Annotated in this window: 5 protein-coding genes; 3 read left to right on the forward strand and 2 right to left on the reverse strand. The window is 48.9% G+C overall.

What is annotated here, in order from left to right; genetic code table 11:
- Positions 1–237 precede the first annotated feature (237 nt).
- Positions 238–657, forward strand: a complete 420-nt coding sequence (locus HMPREF9370_RS00415; protein WP_009115244.1) for an RDD family protein — start codon at positions 238–240, stop codon at positions 655–657.
- A gap of 110 nt (positions 658–767) precedes the next feature.
- On the opposite strand, the gene HMPREF9370_RS00420 is transcribed toward HMPREF9370_RS00415, so the two are convergent.
- Both HMPREF9370_RS00420 and mnmG read right to left on the reverse strand, forming a co-directional pair.
- Positions 768–2,180: a KAP family P-loop NTPase fold protein gene (locus tag HMPREF9370_RS00420; protein ID WP_156792943.1), complete on the reverse strand. Its 1,413-nt coding sequence runs from the start codon at positions 2,178–2,180 to the stop codon at positions 768–770.
- A 111-nt stretch (positions 2,181–2,291) separates the two neighbouring features.
- Positions 2,292–4,178 (reverse strand): tRNA uridine-5-carboxymethylaminomethyl(34) synthesis enzyme MnmG, encoded by a 1,887-nt coding sequence (mnmG, locus tag HMPREF9370_RS00425; RefSeq protein ID WP_040666716.1) that lies wholly within the window; start codon positions 4,176–4,178, stop codon positions 2,292–2,294.
- 275 nt (positions 4,179–4,453) lie between these two features.
- On the opposite strand from mnmG, the gene HMPREF9370_RS00430 reads away from it, so the two are divergent.
- Positions 4,454–4,663, forward strand: a complete 210-nt coding sequence (locus tag HMPREF9370_RS00430) for a hypothetical protein (RefSeq protein ID WP_156792944.1) — start codon at positions 4,454–4,456, stop codon at positions 4,661–4,663.
- 88 nt (positions 4,664–4,751) lie between these two features.
- A complete protein-coding gene (gene purD / locus HMPREF9370_RS00435; RefSeq protein WP_009115249.1) occupies positions 4,752–6,023 on the forward strand; it encodes a phosphoribosylamine--glycine ligase in 1,272 nt (423 codons plus the stop codon).
- Positions 6,024–6,269: the final 246 nt, after the last annotated feature.

The raw sequence follows: 6,269 nt of genomic DNA on the forward strand, positions 1-6,269 counted from the left end.
AATTAACTTTAAACAAAATAACTAAATAATTGAAAATTTTAAAATATTTAAAATGTTTTTAACAAAGTGCTATTTTGATTATATTTATTAATTATTTTTTATTTGGTTTTGTTCTTTACGGTGTGTTTGTATATTTGTAATACAAGATTGGTTTTGTTTTTTTAAATGCCTTGTTGACTCAAAGAAACGATTGATTTGATAATGAAAAAAGCCAACCAATTTCAGGAGGAAAGTTAAATGAACTATGCAGGTTTTTGGATTCGTACGGTTGCTGTGATTATTGATACCATCATTTTAATGATCGTGATCCTACCTTTAATGTATCTGATTTATGGTGACGCTTATTTTGCCGTGAGCGACGAAATACGATATTCGTTTGGTTTCTGGGATACCTTCCTAAATCACATTTTTCCCGCCATCTTTACTCTGTTTTTCTGGAACAAGTTTGCCGCCACGCCTGGAAAAATGCTGTTGGCTTTGAAAGTAGTGGATGCAAAAACAGGCGAGGATATTGATTTACGCCAATCCATTATCCGCTACATAGGCTATTTTATCGCCATTCTGCCTTTGTTCTTAGGCCTGATCTGGGTAGCTTTTGATAAACGCAAGCAAGGTTGGCATGACAAAATGGCGGGAACGGTAATAGTAAGGAAATAGTTTGTATCGAAATAAAAATGCCTGTCTGAAAAATTTTACAGACAGGCATTTTTATATAATTATCCATACAATATTAGTGAATGAAATTATTAAAACCGGGTTTTCTTCTTTCAGCTTTCTATTTTGCTGAGCTGCAAATATCTGATGGCTTCTTTAACAAGGTTAAACATATTTTCTGGAATATTCGCTGTTCCACTAAACATGTGGTTCATCCACATTTCCCACTCCTTATCACCTTTATTAATTAACGGATGATAAGATAAATTATGAGCAATAATGTCTATGCAAGAGGAAATATCGTGCCAGTCAATGCTAGAACCAGGCACAAAACCAAGTACCTGCTCAGCAATCTGTCTGCCATCAGCTTTATCTCTAATCAGTGATTCTTTTATATCCGGCTTGAAGCAAAATAAAAATACGCCGGTAATCCTTAAGAATTGATAACCTGTAATAGCATCAGAAGCTAACCCTCTGCTTAACCGATGGTAAATTTCCAAATAACGGACAAAAGTTTCCACTTCACGAAGCGATAACGCGTTCCTTCCAACCAAGGATGTTGCAAAAGAAATCACTTCCCCACTTGAGGGATGATTTAATCCCGTATTAAGAATACTGCTTGCCTGTACCAATCGGGTAAAGTATTTCACAGATGCCAAAACCTGATTCTTTTCGTCATGTTGGTCTAAAGATTTTTCCGGCAAAGTAAAACTGTATTTTAAAAACTTATCCAAATATCTTTGCGAATCCACTGCCAAACCATATCGATGATTAATGGCAGCCCGTAACTGCTGGGTATTCGTTACCAAAACCACTTGCACATTGGCCACATCAAACACATGTTTGATGGTTTCCAACATTTCTACCGCATAATCGGGGCGGCAGCGGTCTAATTCATCAACAAATAAAATGATGGGCTTTTCATTAGCAAATTCAGACAGGCATTGTCTTAAAGTTTCTAAATTCTTCTCTGCTTCAATCTGCTCTTTTAATAAAATCTCTACGGTGGAATCAATGGCTTCATCGGATAGCTTAACCATAGTATCCGATACGGTCTCCGCTACTTTATCTGAATCAGTTTCATTGCCGACAGCCTGCTGCCACCCTGCTGCCAAGTTTTCCACACTTTGTTTTAAAAGATGCCCCGCCGCAGCTTTAGCAACCGTTTTGAATGCAAATCCTGCACCCTTAGCAAACTTTCTTGTCAGCTCCTTACGTTTTGGCGATGGCTCACCGTTTGCTTGGTCTTCAGGTGTGCAGTCTTTAATAATCTGTGCCAACAAAGCCAATAATGGCTCGCCGCTATGGTCGGAACGGAAAGCATCCACATAAATCAATTGATAATCAGGGTGCTCCTGTTTCATTAAAGCAATCAGTTTTTGGCAAAATTCGGTTTTACCCGTTCCCCAGCCACCGTCAATTACCATCGGTGAAATATCGATATCGGAAGACAACAGGCTAATAATGTTTTGCGCAATAGGTTTGCGGTTGAATTCATCCCTCGATTCAAATGTTTTTGGTTCCAATTCGTTCTCCTTTGTTCCATAAAAAGGCCGTCTGAAATAGCTGAAGCCTCTGCAAAAGGAATTCACAGTAGCCCGCTTATTTCAGACGGCATCGTTTAATTCAAGCTAACTTTACTTTGCATCCTTAAACCCGCGCTTCAAATGCACCATCAGCAAGGCGACGGCGGCGGGGGTTACGCCGGAAATGCGCGAGGCTTGGCCTACGGTTTCGGGGCGGTTGAGGTTGAGTTTCTGCTGCACTTCCGCCGACAAGCCTTTGACTTTGCTGTAATCGATTTCAGACGGCAGTTTCAGGGTTTCGATATCGCGGCGGCCTTCGATTTCTTCGTTTTGGCGTTCGATATAGCCCTGATATTTCACTTGGATTTCCACCTGCTCGATCACGTTTTCAGACAGGCATTGTTCGGGCTGTGCGCCTTCCAAAGTCATCAGCGAGGCGTAGTCGATATTGGGGCGGCGCAGAAGGTCGTGCAGGCTGGCTTCGCGGGAAAGTTTTTGGCCGAACACGCGTTCTTGTTCGCTCTCAGGCAGTTTGGCGGGGGTGTACCATGTGCTGCGCAGGCGTTGGATTTCGCGCTCGATTTGCTCGCGTTTTTGGTCGAACTGCTGCCACTGCTGCTCGGTAACGAGGCCGATTTTGTAGCCGGCTTCGGTGAGGCGCATATCGGCGTTGTCTTCCCGCAATTGCAGGCGGTATTCGGCGCGGCTGGTGAACATGCGGTAAGGCTCGTTTACGCCTTTGGTGATTAAGTCGTCCACCAACACGCCGAGGTAGGCTTGTTCGCGGCGCAGGGTGAGCGGCTCTTGTTCGCGGATGTATTGCACGGCATTCGCGCCTGCCAGCAGGCCTTGTGCGGCGGCTTCTTCGTAGCCGGTGGTGCCGTTGATTTGTCCGGCGAAAAACAGGCCGTTGATGGTTTTGGTTTCGAGGCTGGCTTTGAGGTTGCGCGGGTCGAAATAGTCGTATTCGATGGCGTAACCGGGGCGCAGAATGTGGGCGTTTTCCAAGCCTTTCATGGAGCGCACGAGGGCGAACTGGATGTCGAACGGCAAGCTGGTGGAGATGCCGTTCGGATAGTATTCGTTGGTGGTCAGGCCTTCGGGTTCTAAGAAGATTTGATGGCTGTCTTTGTCGGCAAAGCGGTTGATTTTGTCTTCAATCGAGGGGCAGTAGCGCGGGCCGACACCTTCGATTTTGCCGGTAAACATGGGGCTGCGGTCGAAACCGGAGCGGATGATATCGTGGGTTTGCTGGTTGGTGTGGGTAATCCAGCACGACACTTGGCGCGGGTGCAGGGCGGCGCTGCCGCGCACGGAAAATACGGGCACGGGGGTGTCGCCGGGCTGCTCGGTGAGTTTGGAGAAGTCGATGGTGCGCCCGTCGATGCGCGGCGGAGTGCCGGTTTTGAGGCGGGCGACGGGCAGCGCCAGTTCTTTCAGACGGCCTGACAAGCCTTGTGCGGCGGGGTCGCCTGCGCGTCCGCCGGCATAGTTTTCCAAGCCGATGTGGATTTTTCCGGCCAGAAAAGTGCCGGCGGTGAGCACGACGCTGCGGGCTTTGAATTCGACACCCATGGCAGTCATCACGCCGGAAACGTGGTCGCCTTCTACGGTGATGTCTTCCACCGCCTGCTGGAAAATCTCGAGATTAGGCTGGTTTTCCAGCATTTCGCGGATGGCAGCTTTGTAAAGAATGCGGTCGGCCTGCGCGCGGGTGGCGCGCACGGCGGCACCTTTGCTGGCGTTCAGACGGCGGAATTGGATGCCCGACATATCGGTAGCCAACGCCATGGCACCGCCGAGCGCGTCGAGTTCGCGCACGAGGTGGCCTTTGCCGATGCCGCCGATAGACGGATTGCACGACATTTGGCCGAGGGTTTCGATATTGTGTGTGAGCAGCAGCGTTTGCGCGCCCATGCGCGCGGCGGCAAGGGCGGCTTCGGTGCCGGCGTGCCCGCCGCCGACCACGATGACATCATAGATTTTGGGGTAAATCATGGCGTTGAAATGCAATAGGAAAAATAGCGTGATTGTACGCGCTTTTGAGGCCGTCTGAAACTGGTTTGACGGTTTCAGACGGCCTCGTTGTGTATGTTTTGCTTAATAGTTTGGCGGCTTCCGCACAGGTAAAGGGTTCAACTTAATAGAGCTGAAGCAGATTGGCCTTAAACATATTAAATGAAAATTTTTGAAAACCAGCCGGGCAAATGTGGAACATTCCATTTGCCCGGTTGTTTAACAGATTAAATATCAAATGTTATTTTGGAGCTTATATGAATACAAAAGAAAGCATACTCAAACCCGGCGAGCAAATAATGTTTGCGATTGTATTGATAGCGTTGTTTCTTATGTTTTATTTTGCATCGGGATACAGCTTCTTAAACTCAGCGCTGCTTAGCGCAGGCTTCACGCTGATATCGCTTACAGCCAGGATAACTATGCTTAAGTTAGCTAAGAAAATGCATAATAAAAAAGAAGAATAAAATGCCTCCGGCAGCGGCGGGCTTTCAGACAGGCATATCGCGAAATCCGCTATAATGCCTGTCTGAAACCTTACCGCAAAGGAAAGCTATGAAACTTCTCGTTATCGGCAGCGGCGGGCGCGAACATGCGCTGGCCTGGAAGCTGGCGCAATCGCCCAAAGTGGAAACCGTTTTTGTCGCCCCGGGTAACGCGGGCACGGCGCAAGAGCCTAAATTGCAGAATCTCGACAAAACTGCGCATCAAGATTTAATCGCGTTTTGCCAAGCCGAACATATTGCCTTTACCGTGGTCGGCCCCGAAGCGCCGCTGGCCGCCGGCATTGTGGACGACTTCCGCGCCGCCGGCCTGCCCGTGTTCGGCCCCACCCGCGCTGCCGCGCAACTGGAAAGCTCGAAAGACTTTGCCAAAGCCTTTATGAAAAAACACGGCATTCCCACCGCGCAATACCAAACCTTCGAGCAAGCCGAACAGGCGCATGAGTATGTAAACCGAAAAGGCGCGCCGATTGTGATTAAAGCCGACGGTCTGGCCGCAGGCAAAGGCGTGATTGTGGCGATGACTTTGGACGAAGCGCACGCCGCCATCGACGATATGCTGCTCGGCAACAAAATGGGCAACGCCGGCGCGCGCGTGGTAATTGAAGATTTCCTGCAAGGCGAAGAAGCCAGCTTTATCGTGATGGTTGACGGAGAACATGTGTTGCCGATGGCCACCAGCCAAGACCATAAGCGCCTGTTAAACAACGATCAAGGCCCCAACACCGGCGGCATGGGCGCATACAGCCCCGCGCCCGTAGTAACCGATGCCGTGTATGCGAGCGTGATGAACGAAATCATCCTGCCCACCGTGCGCGGCATGAAAGCCGACGGCAACGAATTTACCGGCTTCCTCTACGCCGGCCTGATGATAGACGAAACCGGCGCGCCCTACACCATCGAGTTCAACTGCCGCTTCGGCGACCCCGAAACCCAACCGATTATGAGCCGCCTCAACAGCGATTTTGTCGATTTAATCGAAGCCGCACTTGAGCGTAAACTGGACGGCGTTGAAGCGGAATGGAGCCCGCAAACCGCAGTGGGCGTGGTGCTGGCCGCGCAAAACTACCCCGAAAGCCCGAAAAAAGGCGACGCTATTTCCGGCTTGGATGAAGCTAACGCCATCGGCAAAGTGTTCCACGCCGGCACCATCCAAGGCAACGGCGGCGAAATCCTCACCAACGGCGGCCGCGTGTTATGCGTAGTCGGCTTGGGCAACGACGTGGCCGAAGCCAAAGCCAAAGCCTACCAAGCGCTTGAACACATCTCGTTCGACGGCATGCAGTTCCGCACGGATATTGCAGATAAAGCCATCAGGCACTGATGGTTTGTATCACAAATAAACTTAAAAATAGTACGCCGTCATACTCAGAAGTGACCCGAATATCTCAAGTTCCAGTAATTTTAGGAGATGCTCGGGTCAAGCCCGAGCATGACAAAAAATAAGTTTATTTGCTACAACACAACAAAATGCCTGTCTGAAAATATTCAGACAGGCATTTTTATCATTGCAAACGCTTACTGTTATGATCAGGCTTGGGTTGTAGGTCGGATACCTGTATCCGACTAT

Source organism: Neisseria wadsworthii 9715, from assembly GCF_000227765.1.
GTDB lineage: Bacteria > Pseudomonadota > Gammaproteobacteria > Burkholderiales > Neisseriaceae > Neisseria > Neisseria wadsworthii.